A 20,483-nucleotide genomic window follows, 5' to 3' on the forward strand; every position below is an offset into this window, starting at 1 on the left:
GTGACCACCGCGATCGCGGTCCGCGCGCACGCCTACACCGTCGACCCGGCCGACCTCGAGGAGTTCCTGGCCCGCCGGGCCTCGCTGATCGGCACGGTTCGCGAGTCCCACCCCGGCCTCACGACGACCGTGCTGGTCCGGCTCGACGACGGCACGTACACCGACACCTGGGTCTGGGCGAGCGGCGCGCAGATGCGGGCCGCCCTCGCCGCCGTCGCCTCCTTCCCCGAGGCCCCTCTGGCCATGGCCCTGACGAAGGACGCGACAGCCCGCGACGGCCTGGTAGTAGATCAACGCTGAGGAGAGATCGATGGCACAGAACCGGCCCACCCCGGCCGCGCCACCATCGAACTGCCCGGCCGCCCACCGATCCCGGTCACCCCGCGCCCGCTCGACGGCGCCGCCCGCGACCAGGCGTGGCAGCGGATCACCGCCGCCAACCCGCGAATGACGAAGTACCAGCAGAAGTCCGACCGCGAGTACCCCGTCATCCGCCTGGCTCCACGCTGACCCGCACGGCCCGGCCCGGCGACTCACCGCCGGCGCCGGGCCGCAGAAGCCGCCTTTCCGGTACGGCCGCGCTCAGAACTCGTCGGCCCGGTCGCGTTCGCCGAAGCCCTGGCGTCGTCAGCGGCTGAGGTCGTCACCGTGGGTTTGTCGCGCCGTGGGCCGGTTGAGGGGGAATGCCAGCGTGTCGCGGATGCTGCGCCCGGTCAGCATCATGATGAGCCGGTCGACGCCGAGTCCGAGGCCGCCGGTGGGTGGCATGGCGTACTCGAGGGCTTGCAGGAAGTCCTCATCGAGTTGCATGGCCTCGGGATCTCCGCCGGCGGCGCGCAGTGACTGGGCGGTGAGCCGGCGGCGTTGCTCGATCGGGTCGATCAGTTCGGTGTAGGCGGTGCCCAGCTCCATGCCGAACGCGACGAGGTCCCAGCGTTCGGCGAGGCGTGGCTCCTGGCGGTGTGTGCGGGTCAGTGGCGAGACCTCGGTGGGGAAGTCGGTGTAGAAGGTCGGCGCCTGGGTGTGCTTCTCCACCAGCTTCTCGTACATCTCCAAGACGATCTGCCCGGCGCTCCAGTCGGGCTGCAACGCCACGCCCGCCGCCGTGGCGAGGCGGCGTAGGTCGGCGATGTCGGTGTCCGGTTCGACCATCGCGCCGACGGCGGCCGAGACCGCATCGTGGACCGTCACGACCGGCCACGGCGTGTCCAGATCGATCTCCACGCCGTTGCGACGGGCCACCGGCGCGCCGTGCGCGGCAGTCGCCGCGGCGAGGATGAGGGTGCGAGCCAGAGTCCGCATGGTCGTGTAGTCGCCGTAGGCCTCGTAGGCCTCGAGCATGCTGAACTCGGGATTATGGGTGGCGTCCACGCCTTCGTTACGGAAGTCGCGGCCCAGTTCGAAGACCTTCTCCACTCCGCCCACGGCCAGCCTCTTGAGGTAGAGCTCGGGGGCGATGCGGAGGTACACCGGCATCGCGTACGCATGGCTGTGTGTGACGAAGGGACGCGCGTTGGCGCCTCCGTGCACCGGCTGCAGGATCGGCGTCTCCACCTCCAAGAAGTCGCGTCCGATGAGGACCGTCCGTAGCGCGTGGACGGCGGCGGACCGGATCCGCAGCATGTCGTGAGCGGCGGGACGCACGATGAGATCGAGGTGGCGCCGCCGGCTGAGCAGCTCCGGGTCCGCCAGCCCCTGGTGCTTGTCGGGCAGCGGGTGCAGGCACTTCGCGGTGACGGTCCAGGAATCGGCCAGTACGGAGAGCTCGCCACGGCGGGAGGTGACCACCTCGCCGACGATGCCGACGTGATCCCCCAGGTCCACGCTGCGTCGCCATCGCTGCAGCGGTTGCCGTCCCAGCCGGTCCCCGGTCAGCATGATCTGCAGGTCGCCGGTGGCGTCACGGACGATCGCGAAACAGACGCCGCCGTGGTCCCGCTGCCGGATGAGGCGCCCGGCGACGGACACCCTCTGTCCCGTGGCGGTGTCGGGCGTCAAGCCCTCGTGTGCGGCCCGTACCGCGCCGCATGCGTGGGTGCGATCGAATCCAGGCGGGTACGGGTCGACGCCCTCCGCGCGAAGCGCCGATATCTTCGCCAGCCTGACCGTGGTCTGTTCGCTGTGTCCGACGGGCGCGGCAGCCTCGGTGACGACCGGTTCCGGATCGGTCTCGACCTCGGTGGGCACGCGCGGCCGCGGGATCTCGGCTTGCGGCGCCGGCGCCACGGGGGTGAGCCTCCCGCGTCGCAGCAGCGTCAGCAGGCTGGGGACCCTCAGGAAACCTTCGGCGACAGCTGAGGCGAAGCCGACCTCGGCCAAGTCACGGACGTCCTCGAAGCAGAGGAAACGTGGAATCCACTGAGGCTGGTACTTGATGTTGGACCGGTAGATGGATTCCAGCTGAAACCACCGGGACAGGAACAACAGGAACCGCCGCCATGCCAACAGCACCGGCCCCGCGCCGATGCGCGCGCCCTCCTCGAAGACCGCACGGAAAACGGCGAAGTTGAGGGACACCCGGGTGACGCCGAGCCCCTGCGACTCGGCCATCAACGTGGCCACCATGAATTCCACGAGACCGTTGTCGATGGTCCGGTCGCGGCGCATGACGTCGAGCGACAATCCGTCGGCGCCCCAGGGAACGAAGGACAGCAACGCCGCCTCGGTGCCGCCCGGGCCGAGAGCCTCCACGAGAACACAGTCGCCGTCGGCGGGATCACCGAGCCGGCCGAGCGCCATCGAGAACCCCCGCTCGGTCTCGGTGTCGCGCCACCGCGCCAACAGCGACACGATGCGGTCCATCTCCACGGCGGGGATATCGCGGTGACGGCGGATGCGCACGCGGTAACCGGCCCGCTCGACCCTGGCTACCGCCTGGCGTACCTGGCGCATCTCCCGGCCTTCGAGGCTGAAGTCCGCGGCATGCAGGATCGCCTCGTCGCCGATTTCCAGGATCCGCAGCCCGGCCCGGGAGTATGCGGTCGCGCCGGCTTCCCCGGCGCCCATGACAGCCGGCGTCCAGGCATACTCCCGGGCCTCCTGCAACCAAGCCCCGATAGCGGCCCCCCACGCCTGCCGCTCACCGATCGGGTCGCCACTGGCCAGGCTGACCCCGCCCACCACCCGGTAGGTGATGGCGGCCCGGCCGGAGGGGGCGAACACGACCTCCTTGTCGCGCCTCGTCGCGAAGTAACCGAGCGAGTCGTCCTGGCCGTAGGCCTCGATCAGCTTCCGGACCCGGTGCTCCTGCTGGACATCCATCGATGCGGCGGCCCGCTGCGAACGCAACAGAACGGCGAACGCGGTGAGCAGGGTCAACGCCCCGAAGAAGCCGAGTACCAGGTTGATCCAGCCGGGCGCCATTCCGGACCGGTGCACGTGGAGTTCCAGCGCGCCGCCGGTGACCTGCCGGAACGCGTACGCCAGCCCGTGCCGGCCATCATGGCGCGGCGAGTCGGAGAAGGCTGCCACGAGCCCCCAGCCGATCAGGGTGAAGACCACGATCAGACTTGCCGCGGTGGCGAGGGCTTTCGGCAGACTGGCGTGCTGGACCCGGGCGTAGAACTGCTGGTGTGTGCGGGCGAGCAGGATCAGCACGGCAAGGGTGATCAGCAGATTCCCGCTGAGGAACCACAGGTGCCGGGTGGGAGCGTGGACCCAGCCGGGCGGCCTCTCGACCAGCACGGCCATCAGCAGGGCGTCGGTGACGAGTTGCAGCCCGAAGTAGCCGGTCAGCAACCAGTACGCCACCCGCTTGCGGTTGTTGACCCCCACGGCCAGCATGGTGAGGAACACCGCGTAGCCGAGGTTCGCCGGCGCCGGCATCAACAGCGCGTCCACCAGCCGGCGCACCGGGAACAGGCGGGCGCCGAACGCACCGCCGACCGCGGCCAGCGCACAGACGAGCGCCACCGCGAAGAGCCCCCGGGCGAAGGCCTTGGGCATTCCCGTACGCCAGTCGGAGCGCGGAGCCTCCAGGACCTCAGGCGGCCGTTCGGCCTGCTCCGTCACCTTTTCCGCTGTGGCACGCACCAGAAATCTCCGCCCCCTGTGGTCTGACGACACGTGACGATACGAGACCGTCGCCACCTCGATCTCCACGTCGCACAGGGTCACGTAGCGGTGACTCTGCTGATCCGCCGCCGGTCTGACACAACGCGGTCGACGCCGCACCGTCCGTGGTTGCGCCCGGCGGGGATGATGTCCCCCATGACCCCACAGCAGGCAGCTTCATGAGCCTGACCGGACTTCCGCTGCTCGTCGTGGTGGCTTTGCTCGCGATCGGATGCGCTGCGGGCACTGTCGTGATGTGGTCACGGCTGCGCCGATGGCGTGTGGTCGTTCGCACGGTGGGCATCCTGATGACCGAGGCCACAGTGGTGTTGGCTGTGGGACTACAGGTGAATCGGTCGGAGCAGTTCTATCCGACCTGGGCTGCTCTCGCCGGTGACACCGGCACGGAATCGGCAGTGGCTCCGGCCCGTGCCGGTGACCTGGACGCCACGTTGGCCCGACGGTCCACGCTGCCATGGCAACCCCCGGAGCTCCCGAGCTGGCAGCTCGCGAAGGCGCCGACGGTGACCGTGCCGCCGGACTATCTCGCTCAAGGTTCAGCGCGATATCCGGTACTCATCACACTGGGCGGTACCGATGCCGGCGCCGCCCCGGTGGCCGGCGTGGTGACGCTGACGCTGGCGCCCACCCGGAGCACCACTGCCCAGAACCTGCGCACCCTGGCCGATGCCTTACGCAAGGACATCCGTGTCACCGAGGGGGGCTGGGCCATGGTGGCCGGCGCGGACAAGGCCGCGCTCGCCGGAGAGTTCACCCGTGCCCAGCCGGCGCGGTTCCGGGCGCTCGCCGTGGTGGAGCACTCCAAGGACGCCACGCTGACATCGGTGGGGACCGTGCCTTCCGGAACGGCGCTGGCGGCAGTGCGCCCCGAGACGCCGCCCGGACCATCCGGCACCCTGCCACCGGGTGTGGCCGACCTGACCGCCGCCGCGCCGAACGCCTGGCAGACGGCGGTCACCTGGGTCGCCGCGAAGCTCAGCTCACCCCTGTCCCCGCCTCTGCTCCTACCGACAGCGAGCACCCCATGAGTCTCGACGGAACACCTCTGCTCATCGCCGTGCTCGTCGCGGTGCCGGTGACGGCCGTACTGATCGCGGCCGGCTGGGATCGCCGCGGCCGGTGGCGTTGGGCGCTGCGCCTGTTCAGCGTCCTGACCGCCCTTCTCAGCGTCACGGCAGCGGTGCTGGTGCAGCTCAACCGGATGACAGAGGTGTACTCCACGGATACCGAGGCGCAGACCGAGACGAAACCGGCGTCCGATGCGGTGAACGCGCCGGCGACCAGTCAGCTCCTCACGTTGACCGTCGCCGGGCCGGCCAGCGGACTCACCATGACCATGTACGCCTACCTGCCCGCGGCATACCGCACCGGTGACCAACGGTTCCCGGTGATCCAGGCACTGCACGGCTACCCGGGCTCGCCGAGTGCCTGGATCAAGAAGATGCAGGTCCAGTCACAGCTGGACACCGAGATCGCCGCCGGGCGCATGGCACCGACCGTGGTGCTGTTCCCCTCGCAGACACCTGACCAGCTCCTGGACACCGAATGCACGAATCTGCGTAACGGCCCGCAGACAGAGACGTTCCTGACCGTCGACGTGCCGGCGTACGCGAAGGAGCATCTGCGCATTCGTGACGACACCCGCTGGGGCCTGATCGGCTTCTCGGCCGGCGGCTACTGCGCCAGCAGCCTGGCATTGCGCCATCCCACCCAGTACGCGGCCGCTGCCAGCCTGTCCGGGCTGGCCGGACCCGGCATCGTCGTCGGTGACGGTGAGGAAGACACCACGCACAACGTGGCCTGGCGACTTCAGAACCTGCCGTCGCCACCTGTGGCGCTCTGGATGGGATGGGGGGCGGACGAGAAGAACGCCCGCCGCGACTCTCTGCTGGTCGCCCGCGTCGCCCGGCCACCGGTCACCGTCACCACGGCAGTGGTGCCACAGGGCGGTCACAGCTATGCGGTCTGGCGTCAGATGGAAGGCCCAGCATTCGACTGGCTCTCCGCCCACCTCGCCCGGCCGATGCCCTGACCCCGGTGGCCGCCCGCCATCGCGCCCCGACCGCGAATACCCGCGTCATTCGCCTGGTCCACGCTGACCCGCACGGCCCGGCCCCTCGACTCACCGCCGGCACCGGACCGACTTTCCGGTACGCCGCGGTCAGAACTCGTCGACGCGGTCGCGCTCGCCGAAGCAGGTGGTGTCGATCGCCAGCTTGACCAGCTCGCGGGCCGTAGCGTGGTCGGTCGCCTCGGCGTCGACGGTCCCCAGCGTCCGGGTGGCCGTCACGATGTCGTCGGCGCTCCGGCCGGCGATCAGATCGGCGCAGGCGGTGTCGGCGATCGCCTGGATCTCCTCGTCCCGCCGGTCGACGGCGACCTCGGGCAGTCTCGCCCGGACCACCGCCACGAAACCGTCCGGCCCGCTCGCCGTCCCCGGGTTCGCCGCCGTCGCGGCCACACTCGTCGCGGGCGCCGCCGGAGCGGTGGCCGCCGCCGCGGCGGAGGTCGCCGCGGGGGCTTCCGGCGCCCTGTCCGAGCAGCCGGCGAGCACACACACGGCCACCGTCACCGCCGCCACCATCGGCCACCGTCGCCGCATCGTCACACCCCTGTCAGGTCAGCCCGTCGCTCAAGATCCCAGGAGGGTAAACGAGCCGCGACCTCCCACCGTCGTCACACCTCACCCACTCGGGGCGCCCGGCAACGCCGACGCGAGCGACGTCGCGGGTCAGGCACGGCCGGGACGCCGGTCAGGCGCCGACGCGTACGGCTGTTCCCCGGCCTGTTCCGCCCGGGCGGCGGAGACGCCGTTCTCCACGGGCGCCCCACCCAGGGCCTCACTGACAGCGGCGAGGAGCCGGCCGGCGGTGAACGGCTTCTCCAGCACGTCGGTCTCGGGGGTGCACAGGCGGTTCGGGCCGAGGATGCCGTCGATGTAGCCGGACACGTAGAGCACCGGTAGGCGCGGGTGGGTGCGGTGCAGGATCTCGGCGAGGCGCGGGCCCGACATGTCGGGCATGACGACGTCGGCTATCAGGAGGTCGCAGCCGTCGTCGGCGTGCACGGCCAGGGCGTCGGGAGCGCTGACGGCGGATCGGACCTGATATCCGCCGGCGGTGAGGATGCGGGCGATGCTGGAGCAGAGGGCGGGCTCGTCCTCGACGATCAGGATTCTCTGGCCGCGGCCGGCCGGCACGGCCGTGGCGGGATCGACGGACTCCGGCTCGTACGACGCCTCGGCGACCGGAAAGTACAGCCGGAACGTCGTGCCTATGCCGAGCTTGGAGCAGACGTCGATGCTGCCGCCGGCGGTGGTGACGATGGTGAAGACGGTGGCGAGACCCAGTCCCGTGCCGTAACCCTTCGGTTTGGTGGTGAAGAACGGTTCGAAGATGCGGGCCACGGTTTCCGGGGGTATTCCGACGCCGGTGTCGGTGACGAGCAGCTGGACATAGCGCCCGGCCTTCACCGGCGGGTGCACGTTGGCCTGGTTCTCCTCCAGGTCCACGGCGCTGGCGGCGATCACCAGCGTGCCGCCGTCGGGCATCGCGTCGCGGGCGTTGACCGCGAGATTGACGAGGATCTGCTGGATCTGGCCGGCGTCGGCGCAGATCTTCATCGGGGTGGGCGACGGCACCACGACGAGTTCGATGTGTTCGCCGAGGGTTCGCGCCAGCATGGCGTGCGCTTCGGCGATCGCGGCGTTGACGTCGAACACCTCCGGCCGGACGGCCTCGTGCCGGATGAAGCAGAGGAGCTGAGCGGTCAGCCCGGCCGCCCGTTCCGCGGCCTTGCGAATGTGGGCCAGGTCCTTACGGGCCTCGGCGGACGCCTGTTCGGCGACGAAGTCGGTGTAGTTGAGGATGATGGCGAGGACGTTGTTGAAGTCGTGGGCGATACCCCCGGCGAGCTGTCCCAGGCTCGCCATGCGCTGAGCCTCCCGGGCCCGTTCCGCGACCGCCCGCTGACGCGCCTCGGCGAGGAGCGCGCCGACCAGCGCCAAGACGGCGGCGACGACGCTCAGCACGATGATGTAACGGCGGGTGACGGCGCCGACCGACTCCAGCCGGGCGAAGCTGGCGTTCACCTCGGAGGCGGAGAACTCAGCGGTGGCGTCACAGCCGCTGGTGATCCGCACATAGATCTGGATCTCCGGGCCGAGGACGAGTTCCGACGCGGTCCGGCGGTCCGCGGCATCGCCCGTGCGGTACAACTCCACGACCCGCCGGTCGATGTTCATGAATTCGTTGAACGCGGCTCGGACGCCCGTGATGGCTTGCGTGGCCGCCGTCGGCGCGGGAAGCGATTCCAGCACGCGCAGCTCACTGTCGAGTCTCGCGGCGGCGTCGAGGAATGTGGCGCGACTGTTCGACGTGTCGGCGGCGGCCCCGGGCGTCTCGCGGATGATGTCCATCGCGTACGCCGTCTGCCAGCCGTTGAAGTCCGCCGCCCGGAATTTCACCTGCTGCGCGGCCTGAGCCAGTTCCTGTGCCCGTCGCGCCTCGCCCGCCATCGTCTCCTGCCGGTGTGACAGCGAGTAGCCCAGCACGGCCACGGCGAGCAGCACCGCGATCGTCACCGCGTTGATCAGTAGGCGCTGCCCGGGCCGACGCCTCCGCAGCCAGGTCATCTCCCCCGCCCCCGCCTTCTCGCATCGCCGTCAACAGGAGCCCGCCCGCTCATCTGTTGTTCGCCGACACCCCGGGCCAAGTCCTCGGACCGGCACAGCGCTCGATCCAGGTATTCTCCCAACGATTCCCCGGAGGCGCTCGGTTTTCCCGGTCAGACAATTCCTGGACGCGCCGCGGACCTGCTTTCCCTTACCGAAAGAATGGTTCGGTGCCACCGGCTGTTCTTTGTGGACATCGTCGAAGGATCGGCGGGGAGTCCGGCCGGGGTGGGCAGCAGCCCGGAACGCGCGCGTCGTCGAGGGTCTGCCCGCGGCTTCCGGGGTGGGCATCACGATCGAGCGGGCGCCGGGCGCGGCCACGCCCGCGACCCCCCTGGACGCGCAGGTGACATTGACCTGAGTTTCCGCCCATCCGTGGCCCCGGCCGCTCCGAATCCCGGTCGGACGAGGGACGGGGGTTCGCCGGATGGCCGGGGAGTTGGGTGGCCGCTATCGGCTGCGTGAGCTGGTCGGGGTCGGCGGGATGGGCCGGGTCTGGCGGGCCGAGGACACGTTGCTGCAGCGTACGGTCGCGGTCAAGGAGATCCTGACGTCGTCGGGGCAGGTGCGGGAGGCGCGGGCGGCCGCCCGGCTCGACCATCCCGGCGTGGTCAAGGTCTACGACGTGCTCACGTCGGCGGGCAAGTCCTGGATCGTGATGGAGTACGTGCCCTCGCGATCCCTGCACGCGGCCGTCAGCGACGACGGGCCGGCCACCGGTGATGTTCCGGCCGGACTGCCGCGGGGCTGGGGGTGGTTCCGCGATCCGGCCGGCTTCGCGCTCGCCCTGCCGGCCGGCTGGCAACGCTCCACCCGCGGCAACGACGTGTGCTTCACCGATCCGTCCGGGCGGCGGGCGCTCACCGTGAACGTGTCCGCGATCGTCACCCGGGAACCGCTCGCCTACTGGCAGAGCCGGGAGAAGGCCGAACTGGCACGCGGGGACCTGCCCGGTTACCGGCGGATCAGCATGGGCGTGCTCCTGCTGCGGCGTGGCGGCACCGACTGGGAGTACACGTGGCGGCCCGGTTCGGCGTCGCCGCGGCACGAGCGGCGGGTGCTGGTCGCGGTCGGCGACAGCCGTTCCTACCTGCTGCGATGGACGGTTCCCGAGAGCGACTGGGCCACTGACACGAGTCTGCAGCGTCACCTGGTCGAGCTTTTCGGATCGGCGCGCTGACCACTTCTCTGGAGGACAAGTATGAGATCGCTGCTGGTCGTACCACTGCTCGCTGTTCTGGTTCTCGCCTTTCCGGCGCCGGCGCTGGCCGAGGAGAGCGTGCACGTCACACTGCTGGCGCTGAACCGGTCCGGCGCGTCCGGCACGGCGGTGCTGACCTCGCTGCCCAACGGGGACCTGCGGGTCCGGGTCCGGTCGGCCGGTCTGGTCCCGAACGCGCCGCACGCCCAGCACCTGCACGGGTCGACCGACGGCATGGATTTCCACTGTCCGCCGGCGTTCGCCGACACCGACGGCGACGGCTATGTCAGCACCGAGGAGGCATGCCGTCGTACGGCGACATCTTCGTGTCACTGACCACCCGCGGAGACGTTTCGCGGACCAGCGGGCTCGCCGTCGACCGGATGCCCACGGCCGACGCTGCGGGCACGGTGGCTTTCGATCGTACGATCGCGGCCGCCGACCTTCCGCCCGGCACCGTCACCCACCTCAAGGATCTGCACGTCGTGCAGCACGGCCTCGACGCCGACGGCGACGGGCGGTACGACGTGGGCGCCCTCGGCGAATCGACCTTGGCGAAGGCAGCCGGCCTGAACGGCATCCCGCTGGTGGCCACCGGAGTCGCCGTCGCTGTCGCCGAGAGCAGCGACCCCGCGGCGGGTGGAGCTCACCCGACGGGTGCCGCCGCCGGGATGGGTGACGCCGCCCGGCTGACCCGCGGCGACCTGCTGCCCACCTCGCCGCCGACCCGGCTGGAGATCCCCGCCCTGGGCGTCGACGTGCCGGTGACGGGCCTGGGCCTGCGGCCGGACGGCGCCATGGAGGTCCCCGCCGACGCGAAGGCGGTCGGCTGGTACACCCAGGCACCCACCCCCGGCTCCCTGGGACCCGCGGTGCTGGCGGGCCATGTCGACCTCGATGGCGACGCCGGCGCCTTCGCCCGGTTGTCCACACTGCGTCCCGGCAGTGAGGTCCGGATCGCCCGCCGCGACGGCACGACCGCCGTCTTCACGGTCACGAAGGTCGACCGCTACCCGAAGAACCGGTTCCCGTCGGACGCCGTCTACGGCCCGATCGACCACGCCGGCCTGCGCCTGATCACCTGCGGTGGCGACTTCGACGACCGCGGCGGCCACTACGAGGACAACATCGTCGCCTACGCCGAGACCACCCGAACCGCCCGGTAGCGTGATCCGACATGGACGACACGGCTCGTCAGGCGCACTACTGGAACACCGCTGGAGCGACGAAGACCTTCACCCACCCGCTTCACGGCGAGTGGCTGGCCGGGCTGAGCCATGACTCGCGCATCCTCGACTACGGGTGCGGATACGGGCGGGTGACGGCTGAACTGAGCGACCTCGGCTTCACCCGCGTCCGCGGTGTGGACCCCTCCCCCGCGCTGATCGCCCGTGGTCGCGCGTCACGGCCCGATCTGGATTTCGCGGTCGTCGAGTCGCCGCCGGCAGTGGACCGGCCGGCCGCGGGCATCGACGTGGTCGTGCTGTTCGCCGTGCTCACCTGCGTTCCGGACGACCAGGCGCAGCGCGCTCTCGTCGCCGAGCTGCGCCGGGTGCTGGCACCGGACGGCCTGATCTATGTCAGCGATCTCCTGCTGCAGTCCGACCGGCGCAACCAGCGCCGCTACGCCGCTCATGCGGAGAGGGGCGGCGGCCCCTACGGAGTCTTCGAGACCGACGACGGCGCGGTCTGCCGGCACCATGACATCGCATGGCTCCGGTCGCTGTTCGCCGATTTCGAGCCGGTGGACGAGCGCCGCATCGACGTGGCGACGATGAACGGACGCCCGGCCAGGGGCGTGCAGATGCTGGCACGCAGGCGGTGACCGGCCCAGGGATGTGCCGCCGCCGGAATGAGGAGCCCGGCGGCCGGACGACGGCCCCTCGCCGGCGGGGATGGCGGACCCGGCCACCATCCCCGCCGCCGTCGCTCAGCGACGGTGTTCAGCCACCGTCCGTCGGCGGAGGGTAAAGCTGAAGTCGCTGGACGATCGCCCGGTGAGGCGGCGTGCCGAGGAGAGGTCGCCGCCGGCGACGAGCCTCTGCACCTCGGATCGCGACACGTCCAGCCCGACGGCCAGCAGTCTGGTCAGCCGGAGCGGGATCCGCTGGACGAAGTGGACCGAGGTGTCGATCACGTCGGCGTCCGGGACCCCGGCCGTCGTCTTCCGGAGTTCCCACGAGCCGTCCCAGTCGAGCGCGACCCCGTTGCGACGCGACAGTCCGGGGTCCGCCAGCAACGTCGCCGCGAGCCCGGGATCGTTGTCGTGGAACCGGTCCAGGGTCGATGGATCGATGGTGCGGACGTGGACTCGCTCCAGGACCGTCAACTTGATGGTCTCCCCGCACCCGACGCACAGCGCCAGGAGCCAGACGTCGAGGAGCTTGTGGTTCGCGTTGACGCGGAACTTCCCGTGTGCGCGGTACCGCGCCGACGGACAGTTCAGGCAGCGGCGACGGATGAGTGGCAGCCCCGTGGGGCACACCAGCCACCGCGTCGCGAGTCGTCGTGCTGATTCGTTGCTGGTCAAGGATGATACCGATCTGCTGCGACATTCCGTGCGGAGACGACGCTCCGCGGAGGGAACCCGCGCATGGCGAGGAAACGAGTGGCGGGCCGTGTGTCACGACGGCGCGCCGCACTCGCCTGGTCCATGCGGGGGATGTCAATGCTCGCGAAAGCATGACCCAGCCTTGATCACACGCCGTGGACATGGTCCGATGAGGCCACCGGCGGAAGCTGGTTCAGCTCCCTGTGCTGGCCTCGGAACTCATGGCGTGCCTGATCGGCGCGGTGGATGTCTCAGCTGGTGTACAACGGCCCGTCCTTGCTCGGCGCCCTGAACGCATGCGTGCCGGCCACGCCCACCACGCGGGGGATGCGGCGTGCCACGCGACCACCCAGCTCCGGCAGATGCCGTCGGAGGCGGGGCGAGATCATCCGGCGACGCTAGCAGGACACCGCAGAACGACTCCACCGACTTTCGCCGGCGGACGAGCTCACGTGGCTCCGGTCACCGTTCGCCCAGGTCGAGCCGGTCACGCCGGGCGGCGCGAGGTGCTGCCGATCACGATCAGGCACGCTCCGGCCAGCATCATCGCGGTGACCACGGCGCCCCGGGTGTCCATCGTCGACACGACCTCGTTCGCCGCACTGTAGATGGTGCCACGGGCCGGTGCCGGATCCGGTACGGCCTGCCAGCTCCTGATCGCCGTCTCGACGTGGATCCCGGTGGCCACGACAAGCCCCACGAGCCCGATGACGGCGGCCCGGGACGCGGGCTCGCGCAACCGCAGGATCGCCAGTCCGGCCGCCGCGCAGGCCAGCACCGCGAAGCCGGCGCCGGCGAGCTCCCCCATCGCCTCCGCCCGCCATCGGGCCGGGTCCCCGCTCATCGCGAGGATGTCGGCGACAGGCTTCGGTTCGGTCCACGACGACCGCGCCGCCAGGACGCGAAACTTGAGCAGCACCGCGAACGCGAGGCCCAGCAGGGCGGCCGGCACCAACAGGCGCGAGCCTGACCGTCGGGGGCGCGCCAGGACCAGGCGCACCACCAGTAGGGCCAGGACCGCCGCCCAGCCGGCGCCGAACATCTCGGGCGACGCGACCGCCGCACCGGCGACGGCGAGCGACCCGGCAGCGAGCAGGGCGCCGAGAACCGGCATCGACGAGCGCACCGATTCAGGCTAGCCGCCGGGGCATGGCCCATCGACGATGACCGGCGGCGGTGATCGGCGGCGGTGATCGGCGGCAGCGATCGGTGAACCTCGCTGTTAGGGTGCTCACGGCCGGGTTCGGCGACACCGAGGAGGACGTGGCGTGGAGTTCCAGATCTGGCAACCTGTCGTGCTCGTCGCCCTCGGCGCGCTGATCGTGTGGGGTCTGCTGGTGTCGCGGCGCAGGACGCTGCTCGGCCTGGCGATCGCCCTGGTGACGATCAGCGGTTTCCTGCTCTACACCCTGGTCCTGGAGGAGGCCCACCTCGAACAGGACCTCAACGCCCAGCTGGATGTCGTGGCGCTGGTCGGGATCCCCGCCATCCTGGGCGTCGTCTCCGGGGTGTTCGCGCTCAGGCGCACCGGCGACCGGTCCTGACGGGACGCCCGCCACTGGTGGCCCGGCCGGTCTCCGCCGGCGGCCTGCCGCACCGCGCAACAGCCGGTGGAGCCGCGCGTCAGGGCCGGTCGGCCAGGATGCGGTCGAGGTGGTAATCGAGGGTGCGGCGCACGTCGGCCAACGGGCGGCGGCGGTGCAGCAGATCCATGCCGAGGCCGGTCACGCCGCTGACGAGTAGGTCCGCTTCCCGCCTCACGTCGATCCCGGGCCGGGCGCCGGCCGCCGTGATCAGGGCGGCGACCAGGTCCTCCAGTGGCTGCTCCTCGGGCAGGAAGACCGCTGCCAGTGCGGGGTCGGTGAGGCTTCGCGCGTAGTAGGCGGTCATCACCCGCAGGCTGGCGCGCCGCTCGTCGTCGAGCGGCAGCAGCTCCTCCAGTGTGGAGCGCAGCAGCACTCTGGGGTCGGACGCGTCGCGCAGCGCCCCGATCCTTCTGCGGGCCTGCCGCTCGTTCTGCCGGTGCAGGATCTGCAGTGCGGTGACGAGCAGCTGGTGCTTGCTGGTGAAGTGGTATTGCACGACGCGCGGGGACACCCCCGCCTCGGCGGCGATCTCCCGCACGGTGGCCATCTGGAGACCGCGCTCGGCGGCGATCCGCCAGACCGCTTCGGCGATCTGGCGGCGACGGCCGGTCGGCTCCGGCTCGGCGGGGGCCGGGACGGGCGGGTTCTTCCGGGACCGGTACGCCCGCGCCTGGCAGGCCCGCGAACAGTAGACCGGGCGGCGGCCACGCGGGGACGGCCGCACCGGGCCACGGCAGACCGGGCAGCTCATTTCATCACACCTAAACCCTGCTGATCGGCGTCATAACCGTGACGTATTGCCATCTAATCCCTTGCCGCGAGCGTACACCGAATGATGTCGTTGATACGTTCGTATCTCAACGGGAGTAGATCATGAATGAAGCGTGGCACCGGCTGGCGATGCTCCTCACGCTCGCCGTGGGCTTCTGGGAGGGCCCGATGGCGATCATCTTCCGGGTGTTCACCGACAAGGAGCCGAACGCGCTCACCGCGGCCAACTACCTGCCCGCCCCGTGGTGCTACGTCGCCGCCGTGGCGGCGGCGGTGATCGCCGTCGCGGTGATCGCCGTCCTCGACATCCGGCACAAGAGGCTGACGTCGGCTGACGCATGACAGCCGACGGCCCGGCCACCCTGACTGTTGTCCAGGGCGGCCGGGCCGTTTGCCGGTACGGTCAGCGCCAGGTGTCGTTCAGGGTGACCTGACCGCCGGCCGGCACCGTGGCGGTGCGGTTGGCGCCGGATTCCCAGGTGACACTGCCGTCGCTGTTCTTGCGGATGTACTTGTACTCGAAGGCCGTCCCAGCGGGCAGGGCGATCGCGCCCTTCCACACCGGGTAGCCGGTGGCCGAGAGCGGGACCGCGCCGGCCGGGGCCCAGGCGCCGAGAGCGGCCTGGTTGCCGACGACGAAGATGTTCTGGCCGGGTGAGGTGGTGGCGGTGACGTTGAAGCCGGCGCCGGCGGCGGCTGTGCTGGTCGGCGTCGGCGAGGCCGACGCGGTCGGGGTCACGCCGCGGGCGCCGACGTGGAGGGCGACGGCCTCACCGGCCGCGATGGTGGCGGTGAACTGGCCGGACGAGTTGACGGCATAGGTCGTACCGGTGCATCCGCCGTTGCCCGTGGGGTCGCCGTGCTGGACGTCGCAGTAGGTGCCGGCCGGCAGCGACGTCTGGAAGGTGCGGGTCAGCGAGCTGCCCTCGTGGTTGATGGCGACGTAGCCCCGGTTGCCGCGGCTGAAGGCGATCTGGTCGGCGCCGTTGGACCACCAGTTCGTGACCGCGGTGCCGCGGACCGCGTTGCGGAAGCCGACCATGTTGCCGACCTGGCGCCACGCGTGCTGGCACTTCCAGCCGTCGGCGTAGCAGGCGGTGACGGTGCCGTTGTTGGGCGGGCCGGCGTCGTGACTGCTGAACTCGTAGCCGGAGTTGACGTCCGGCGCGCCGTACGGCCAGGCCAGGGTGAAGACCTGGGCGAGGGCGTAGGCGGAGCCGTTCTTGTAGCTGAGGGTGTCGCCGACACGCTCGGTGTCGTGGTTGTCGACGAAGACGGCGGCCTGGTTGCTGGGCAGGTAGCCCCAGGAGGCGCCGAAGTTCGACAGGTAGGCGAGGTTCTCGTTGAGGAAGACGCGCTTGAGGTCGCGGGCGAACCGGAACTCCTGGACGTCGCCGCTGCCGGTGTACTCGCTCGGCTGGACGGCCTCACCGGCACCGTGGATGGCCTCCTGCTTCCAGTACGCCCCGGTGTTGCTCAGTTTCGACTTGATGGCGGCCAGGTCGGCGGCGGACATGTGCTTGGCCGCGTCGATCCGGAAGCCGTCGACGCCGAGGGACGTCAGGTCGTTCATGTAGCCGGCGATCTTGTTACGCACCTGGTCGCTGCCGGTGTTGAGATCGGACAGGCTGACCAGTTCACAATCCTGCACGTTGCCACGGTTGGTGTAGTCGTTGATCGGGCTGCGGCAGGAGTGGAAGTCGGCGTCGGAGTAGACCCCGGGGTAGTGGTACTTGCTGTACCGGGTGCCGCCGGTGCCGGTGCCGGCGCCCGCGCTCATGTGGTTGATGACCGTGTCGACGATGACCTTGACGCCGGCCGCGTGGCAGGCGTCGACCATGTTCGCGAACGCGGCCCGGTTGCCGAGCCGGCCCGCGATGGCGTAGGAGACCGGCTGGTAGGAGGTCCACCACTGGCTGCCCTGGATGTGCTCCTGGGGCGGGGACACCTGGACGAACCCGTAGCCCAGCGGGCCGAGCGTGGTGGCGCACTCACGGGCGACCGAGGCGAACGACCACTCGAACATGACGGCGGTGACGTCCTTCTCACCGGGCGGTGCGGCGAAGGCGTCCGGGCTCCCGGCTACCTGGGCGACGCCGAAACTGCCGATGCCCAAGGCGAGGGTGGTGGCGGCGAGGATGCGGGCCAGGCGTCGGCGCCTGCGGGGATTCTCCACATCGACCTCCATGAGGGAGTCAGAGTTTGCAAGCCCTTGCGGCAACAGGCTTGAAACTTTCTGAAAATCTTTGCGAGAAAGATAGATACCGGCGAGTACCGCCGTCAAGACATCTGCCGGTAACAGAGAAAAGGCGCCGCCCCGAACCGGGGGCGGCGCCAGGTAAATCGTGTTAGATCAGGCCGTTCTCCGTGAGGAAGGCCTTCGCCACCGTCTTGACGTCCTTCTTGTCCACCTGCACCTGGGCCAGGTAGCGGGTCAGGTTCTCGGTGGTCAGCTTCGCCGAGACCGCGTTGAGAGCAGCGGTCACCGTCGGGTTGTTCGCCGTGGTGCGGATCAGCGGGATGATGTTCTCCGCGAGGTAGAGGTCCTTCGGGTCCTCCAGCACGACGAACTTGTTGGTCACGATCGACGAGTCGGTGGAGAAGATGTTGGCGACGTCGATGTCACCGCCCTTGAGCGCGTTGACGGTCAGCGGGCCACCGGCGTCGAGCGGCTTGAACTCCTTGAACTCGACCCCGTACACCTCCTTGAGGCCCTTGAGGCCCTGGTAGCGCTCGGCCCACTCGGGGCCGGCGCCGATGGTCAACTGCCCGGCGACCGGCTTGAGGTCCTCGATGGTCTTGAGGTTGTGCTTGGCGGCCGTCTCGGCGGTGACGGTCAGGGTGTCCTTGTCCTCGGCGGACGACTGCTCCAGCACCTCGGTGCCGGCCGGCAACACCTTCTTGAGCGCGGTCAGCACCGCGTCCGGGCTGCTGACGCCCTGCGGCGCCCCGCCGGTCGACAGCGCCGACAGCAGCGCCCCGTTGTACTCGGGCAGCAGGTCGATCGAGCCGTCCTGGAGCGCCTTGAGATAGAGCTCGCGGGCGCCGATGTTGAACTTGCGGGTGACCGTGATCTTGTCGGCTTCCAGCGCCTGCGAGTAGATCTCGGCGAGCAGCTCGCTCTCGGCGAAGTTGGCCGAGCCGACGGTGACCGCGCCGGGCTTGCCCGGGGCGGCCGACTCGCCGGCGAGCGGATCACTGTCGGTGCCGCACGCGCTGAGCGTGAGGGCCAGAACGGTGGCGAGAACCGCGGTTATGCGTTTCATGAGGTGCCTTTCAATCCGGGTGAGACGATCCAGCGCTGAATCGATGCGAGGAACAGGTCCACGAGAACGGCCAGTACGGCGACGACGATGGCGCCGGCCAGGACCCGGGAGTAGTCGTTGACGGCCAGGCCGTCGATGAGCAGCCGGCCCAGCCCGCCGAGGCCGACCGAGGCCGCGACGGTCGCGGTGGCGACCACCTGGAGGGCGGCGCTGCGGAAGCCGCCGAACAGCACCGGCAGGGCCATCGGCAGTTCCACCCGGGTGAGGACCTGCCAGGGGCGCATGCCCATGCCGCGGGCGGCGTCGATGACCCGTTGGTCGAGACTGCGCATCCCGGCGTACGCCGAGGTCAGGATCGGCGGCACGACCAGCACGGTCAGCGCGATCAGCACCGGCAGCAGGCCCAGCCCGAGCAGGGTGACCATGAGCATCAGCAGGCCGAGCGTGGGAAGCGACCGGCCGGCGTTGCCCGCGTTGATGGCGAGGAACGAGCCCCGCCCGGTGTGCCCGATGTAGAGCCCGACCGGCAGCGCGATCACCGCCCCGATCAGCAGGGCGAGCACGGTGTAGCCCAGGTGCGACAGGATGAGCTGCGGGATGCCTCCCGCCGCGCCGAACTCCCAGTGGGCGGGGTCGAGCAGATAGGTGAAGTTCATGCCGCACGCGTCCACGGGGTGACGGCTCGCTGCACGAGCACGATGGCCAGGTCGGCGAGGCCGGCCAGCAGCACCGACAGGATGATCCCGACCAGAATCGGCTCGACGTAGAACAGCTGGAAGCCGCGGGTGAACAACTGCCCGAGCCCGCCGATGCCGATCAGGGCGCCGACGCTGACCAGGCTGATGTTGGAGACGGTGGCGACACGCAGGCCGGCCAGGACGACCGGCAGCGCGATCGGCAACTCGACGCCGGTGAGGCGCCGCAGGGGGCGGTACCCCATCGCGGTGGCGGCCTGGACGACGACCGGGTCGACCGAGCGCAGGCCGTCGGCGACCGTGCGGGCCAGCAACGCCACGGTGTAGACGGTCAGCGCCACCACGATGTTGACCGGCGACAGCACCTTGGTTCCGAGCACCACCGGCAGGAACACGAACAACGCCAGCGACGGGATCGAGTAGAGCACGCCGAAGGTGTTGATCAGCGGCTGGTAGAGCCAGCGGTACCGCACCGCGAGATAGCCCAGCGGCACTGCGATCACGAACCCGAACAGGACCGGCAACAGGGCGAGCACGATGTGCTCCTGCAAGGCCAGCCAGATGGTGTCGGCGTTGTTGGTCAGGTATTGGATCATGAGCGGCGGCTCGCCAGGTAGTCGGCGATGTCGTGGTGGCTGACCAGGCCGTCGGCGGCGCCGTCCGGCCCGACCCGCACCGCGATGCCGACCGGCGACCGGATCGCGAGGTCGGTGACCACCCGCAGCGAGTCCTCCTTGGTGAACACGCCACCCGTCTCGCGCAGCCCGTCCGGTCCGGGCCAACCGAGAGGGCGTCCCGCCTCGTCGAGTTCCAGGCCGTCGACCGGCTTCACCGGCAGGTCGGAGGCCGTGTCGAAGGAGAGACTCCGCAGGCCACGGTCCCGGCCGACGAAGTCGGCGACGAAGTCGTCGGCCGGGTGGGCCAGCAGGTCGCGTGGCGTCGCGAACTGGGCGAGATGCCCACCCGCACGGAAGACGGCGACATGGTCGCCGAGCTTGATCGCCTCGTCGATGTCATGCGTCACCATGGCGATCGTCTTGCCCAGGTCCTGCTGCAGCCGCAGGAACTCGGCGTGCAACTGCGCGCGGACCACCGGATCGACGGCGCTGAACGGCTCGTCCATCAGCATGATCGGCGGGTCCGCGGCCAGCGCCCGGGCCACACCCACGCGCTGCTGCTGCCCGCCGGAGAGCTGAGCCGGGTAACGCTTGGCGAACCCCGCCGACAGCCCGACGCGCTCCAGCAGTTCCAGCGCCTTGGCCCGGGCCGTGCGGCGGGTCTCGCCGAGCAGCAGCGGGACGGTGGCGACGTTGTCCAGCACGGTCCGGTGCGGGAACAGGCCCGCGTGCTGGATCACGTAGCCGATGCCCCGGCGCAGCAGCGCCTCGTCCTGGCCGGCCACGTCGCGGCCGTCGATCAGGACGCGCCCCGAGGTCGGGGTGACCATGCGATTGATCATCCGCAGCGACGTGGTCTTGCCGCAGCCGGAGGGCCCGACCAGCACCGTCATCTTGCCGGTGGGCAGTTCCAGGCTGAGGTGGTCCACCGCCGTGGCGCCGCCGGGGTAGACCTTGACGACGTCCTCGAATGTGATCATGGCACTCCTGGTTGATCTTCGAATACTACTATTCATACTCGCGAAGTAGTGAATAGCGTGTCAACGGCCC

20 protein-coding genes are annotated in these 20,483 nt (G+C 70.2%); 9 read left to right on the plus strand and 11 right to left on the minus strand.

All coding sequences use genetic code 11. The features are described from left to right. Entirely contained in the window at window positions 1–300 is a 300-nt protein-coding gene (locus QLQ12_RS26045) for a hypothetical protein (protein ID WP_282763095.1), read from the plus strand. 327 nt (window positions 301–627) lie between these two features. Here the strand turns inward: QLQ12_RS26045 and lysX are convergent, their stop codons facing one another. Continuing rightward, entirely contained in the window at window positions 628–3,945 is a 3,318-nt protein-coding gene (gene lysX, locus QLQ12_RS26050; RefSeq protein ID WP_407651588.1) for a bifunctional lysylphosphatidylglycerol synthetase/lysine--tRNA ligase LysX, read from the minus strand. Window positions 3,946–4,232: 287 nt separating this feature from the next. On the opposite strand from lysX, the gene QLQ12_RS26055 reads away from it, so the two are divergent. Both QLQ12_RS26055 and QLQ12_RS26060 read left to right on the plus strand, forming a co-directional pair. Next, the gene (locus tag QLQ12_RS26055) at window positions 4,233–5,102 is read left to right on the plus strand and encodes a hypothetical protein (RefSeq protein ID WP_282763097.1); all 870 of its coding nucleotides are present in this window, start codon (window positions 4,233–4,235) and stop codon (window positions 5,100–5,102) included. Next, window positions 5,099–6,106, plus strand: a complete 1,008-nt coding sequence (locus QLQ12_RS26060; RefSeq protein WP_282763098.1) for an alpha/beta hydrolase — start codon at window positions 5,099–5,101, stop codon at window positions 6,104–6,106. The genes QLQ12_RS26055 and QLQ12_RS26060 overlap by 4 nt, the downstream gene beginning before the upstream one ends. Window positions 6,107–6,235: 129 nt before the next feature. Here the strand turns inward: QLQ12_RS26060 and QLQ12_RS26065 are convergent, their stop codons facing one another. Continuing rightward, window positions 6,236–6,676 (minus strand): hypothetical protein, encoded by a 441-nt coding sequence (locus QLQ12_RS26065; protein WP_282763099.1) that lies wholly within the window; start codon window positions 6,674–6,676, stop codon window positions 6,236–6,238. 129 nt (window positions 6,677–6,805) lie between these two features. Beyond that, window positions 6,806–8,707 carry an ATP-binding protein gene (locus QLQ12_RS26070; protein ID WP_282763100.1) on the minus strand — a complete coding sequence of 634 codons (1,902 nt, stop codon included), beginning with the start codon at window positions 8,705–8,707 and terminating at the stop codon, window positions 6,806–6,808. 466 nt (window positions 8,708–9,173) lie between these two features. Here QLQ12_RS26070 and QLQ12_RS47110 point away from each other — a divergent pair, with 466 nt between their 5' ends. The 4 genes from QLQ12_RS47110 to QLQ12_RS26090 are packed head-to-tail and all read left to right on the plus strand — an operon-like array spanning window position 9,174 to window position 11,772. Then, window positions 9,174–9,926 carry a protein kinase domain-containing protein gene (locus QLQ12_RS47110; protein WP_407651576.1) on the plus strand — a complete coding sequence of 251 codons (753 nt, stop codon included), beginning with the start codon at window positions 9,174–9,176 and terminating at the stop codon, window positions 9,924–9,926. A gap of 21 nt (window positions 9,927–9,947) precedes the next feature. Then, a complete protein-coding gene (locus tag QLQ12_RS26080) occupies window positions 9,948–10,283 on the plus strand; it encodes a hypothetical protein (protein WP_282763101.1) in 336 nt (111 codons plus the stop codon). Further along, complete coding sequence (locus QLQ12_RS26085) at window positions 10,250–11,113, plus strand: class F sortase (protein WP_282763103.1); 864 nt, start codon at window positions 10,250–10,252, stop codon at window positions 11,111–11,113. The genes QLQ12_RS26080 and QLQ12_RS26085 overlap by 34 nt, the downstream gene beginning before the upstream one ends. Window positions 11,114–11,124: 11 nt before the next feature. Beyond that, entirely contained in the window at window positions 11,125–11,772 is a 648-nt protein-coding gene (locus QLQ12_RS26090; protein ID WP_282763104.1) for a class I SAM-dependent methyltransferase, read from the plus strand. Window positions 11,773–11,877: 105 nt separating this feature from the next. On the opposite strand, the gene QLQ12_RS26095 is transcribed toward QLQ12_RS26090, so the two are convergent. Together QLQ12_RS26095 and QLQ12_RS26100 are read right to left on the minus strand one after the other, a co-directional pair. After that, complete coding sequence (locus QLQ12_RS26095) at window positions 11,878–12,477, minus strand: DUF1062 domain-containing protein (protein WP_282763106.1); 600 nt, start codon at window positions 12,475–12,477, stop codon at window positions 11,878–11,880. Window positions 12,478–12,985: 508 nt separating this feature from the next. Next, complete coding sequence (locus tag QLQ12_RS26100; protein WP_282763107.1) at window positions 12,986–13,624, minus strand: hypothetical protein; 639 nt, start codon at window positions 13,622–13,624, stop codon at window positions 12,986–12,988. A 142-nt stretch (window positions 13,625–13,766) separates the two neighbouring features. Between QLQ12_RS26100 and QLQ12_RS26105 the strand changes: the two genes are divergently transcribed. Beyond that, window positions 13,767–14,042: a hypothetical protein gene (locus tag QLQ12_RS26105; protein WP_282763109.1), complete on the plus strand. Its 276-nt coding sequence runs from the start codon at window positions 13,767–13,769 to the stop codon at window positions 14,040–14,042. Window positions 14,043–14,121: 79 nt separating this feature from the next. On the opposite strand, the gene QLQ12_RS26110 is transcribed toward QLQ12_RS26105, so the two are convergent. Further along, on the minus strand, window positions 14,122–14,835 hold the full coding sequence (locus QLQ12_RS26110; protein ID WP_282763110.1) for a TetR/AcrR family transcriptional regulator: 714 nt from the start codon (window positions 14,833–14,835) through the stop codon (window positions 14,122–14,124). A 122-nt stretch (window positions 14,836–14,957) separates the two neighbouring features. Between QLQ12_RS26110 and QLQ12_RS26115 the strand changes: the two genes are divergently transcribed. Beyond that, a complete protein-coding gene (locus tag QLQ12_RS26115; protein WP_282763111.1) occupies window positions 14,958–15,197 on the plus strand; it encodes a hypothetical protein in 240 nt (79 codons plus the stop codon). Between the two features lie 61 nt (window positions 15,198–15,258). Here QLQ12_RS26115 and QLQ12_RS26120 read toward each other — a convergent pair whose 3' ends face one another. From QLQ12_RS26120 to QLQ12_RS26140, 5 genes are all read right to left on the minus strand, one after another. Next, window positions 15,259–17,031 (minus strand): carbohydrate-binding module family 20 domain-containing protein, encoded by a 1,773-nt coding sequence (locus QLQ12_RS26120; protein ID WP_282763112.1) that lies wholly within the window; start codon window positions 17,029–17,031, stop codon window positions 15,259–15,261. A 172-nt stretch (window positions 17,032–17,203) separates the two neighbouring features. Further along, the gene (locus QLQ12_RS26125) at window positions 17,204–18,121 is read right to left on the minus strand and encodes an ABC transporter substrate-binding protein (RefSeq protein ID WP_282763113.1); all 918 of its coding nucleotides are present in this window, start codon (window positions 18,119–18,121) and stop codon (window positions 17,204–17,206) included. Further along, window positions 18,118–18,777 carry an ABC transporter permease gene (locus QLQ12_RS26130; protein ID WP_282763114.1) on the minus strand — a complete coding sequence of 220 codons (660 nt, stop codon included), beginning with the start codon at window positions 18,775–18,777 and terminating at the stop codon, window positions 18,118–18,120. Before QLQ12_RS26130 ends, QLQ12_RS26125 begins: the two co-directional genes overlap by 4 nt. Next, window positions 18,774–19,412, minus strand: coding sequence for an ABC transporter permease (locus tag QLQ12_RS26135; protein WP_282763116.1), 639 nt, complete (start codon window positions 19,410–19,412; stop codon window positions 18,774–18,776). The genes QLQ12_RS26130 and QLQ12_RS26135 overlap by 4 nt, the downstream gene beginning before the upstream one ends. Further along, the gene (locus QLQ12_RS26140; protein WP_282763117.1) at window positions 19,409–20,413 is read right to left on the minus strand and encodes an ABC transporter ATP-binding protein; all 1,005 of its coding nucleotides are present in this window, start codon (window positions 20,411–20,413) and stop codon (window positions 19,409–19,411) included. Before QLQ12_RS26140 ends, QLQ12_RS26135 begins: the two co-directional genes overlap by 4 nt. Window positions 20,414–20,483: the final 70 nt, after the last annotated feature.

Origin of the sequence: Actinoplanes sandaracinus (assembly GCF_030009775.1) — a bacterium.
GTDB classification, from domain to species: Bacteria; Actinomycetota; Actinomycetes; order Mycobacteriales; family Micromonosporaceae; genus Actinoplanes; species Actinoplanes sandaracinus.